This window comes from Arhodomonas sp. SL1 (assembly GCF_052060015.1).
In the GTDB taxonomy this organism is placed as follows: domain Bacteria; phylum Pseudomonadota; class Gammaproteobacteria; order Nitrococcales; family Nitrococcaceae; genus Arhodomonas.
The window spans coordinates 1-1,222 of the sequence record NZ_JBPODZ010000042.1; the positions used below are offsets into that span (position 1 = coordinate 1).

General features: G+C 65.0%; 1 protein-coding gene. It reads right to left on the reverse strand.

Annotation, left to right across the window (positions count from 1 at the left end; genetic code table 11):
• Positions 1-148 precede the first annotated feature (148 nt).
• Positions 149-1,132 carry an IS5 family transposase gene (locus tag ACQ754_RS17020; RefSeq protein WP_440998240.1) on the reverse strand — a complete coding sequence of 328 codons (984 nt, stop codon included), beginning with the start codon at positions 1,130-1,132 and terminating at the stop codon, positions 149-151.
• Positions 1,133-1,222 lie beyond the last annotated feature (90 nt).

The following is a 1,222-nucleotide window of genomic DNA, read 5'->3' on the forward strand; positions in this document are numbered from 1 at the left end:
GGAAACGCTGAACAAATGACGGTTTCTTGGAGCGGGGCCTGCCCAGCGCCCTGGAAAGTCGGGGTTCTTGGCCCTTCAAGGGCACTTTCGGTGCGCTCTGCTGGCGAAATGCCAGCATATGGGCCATTCGGACCACTTTTCTGCGGTCTCAAGACACACCTCCCCCTGGGACAACGTGCGTTCTTCGACGAGCCAGCAGGAGATTCGCGAGGCCGAACAGGGCGTACAGCTGCGCCTCGTTCTTCGCGATGCCGCGGTAGCGCACCTTGCGGTGGCCGAAGCGGTTCTTGAGGACATGGAAGGGATGCTCGACGTAGGCTCGGATCTTCGCCTTGATCACCTCGCAGGCCTCCAGGACCTGGCCGGTCTCGTCGTCGCCGAGCGCCCGGCGCGCGCCGCGCTTCATCGCCACATGCCATTGCGTGGCGCTGCCACGGTGTTCGCCGCGTTTGTCCACGCCCTGATAGGCCGAGTCACCGAACGCGTGTTGCTCCTCGCCATGGAGCAGGTGGTGCGCCTGGGTGATGTCGGCGGCGTTGGCCGCTGTGGCCACCATCGAGTGCACCAGCCCGGAGGCCGCGTCCGCGCCGATATGCGCCTTCATGCCGAAGTAGTACTGCTTGCCCTTTTTGGTCTGGTGCATCTCGGGATCGCGCGCGTTGTCCCGGTTCTTCGTCGACGGCGGCGCAGAGATGATTGTCGCGTCGACGACGGTGCCCTCGCGCAGCATCAGCCCCTGCTCGGCAAGGTGGGCGTTGATCGCCTCGAAGATCCGCTGCGTGAGCTGATGACGCTCGAGCAGGCGGCGGAACTTCAACAGCGTGGTCGCATCGGGCGCCGACTCCCGGGCGAGGTCGACCCCTACAAAGCGCCGGATGGCCTGGCTGTCGTAGATCGCGTCCTCGATGCCCTCGTCGGAGAGCCCAAAGCACTGCTGGGCGACATACATGCGCAGCATCCGCTCCAGGCCGATCGGCGGCCGCCCGCGGCCACCACCACGGGGATAGTACGCCTCGAGCTCGGCGACCAGCGCCGCCCACGGCGTGATCGACTCGATCTCCGCGAGGAAGCGGTCCCGGCGGGTGACCTTCTTCTTGGCGGCATACTCCAGATCCGAGAAGCTCGTCTGCATCGCTTACCGTCTCTTCACAGAGGACCTTGGCCATTATCCCAGCCTACAGCCCGACTCGGTACACGCGGGCGGGAATAAATCAGTGTTTCC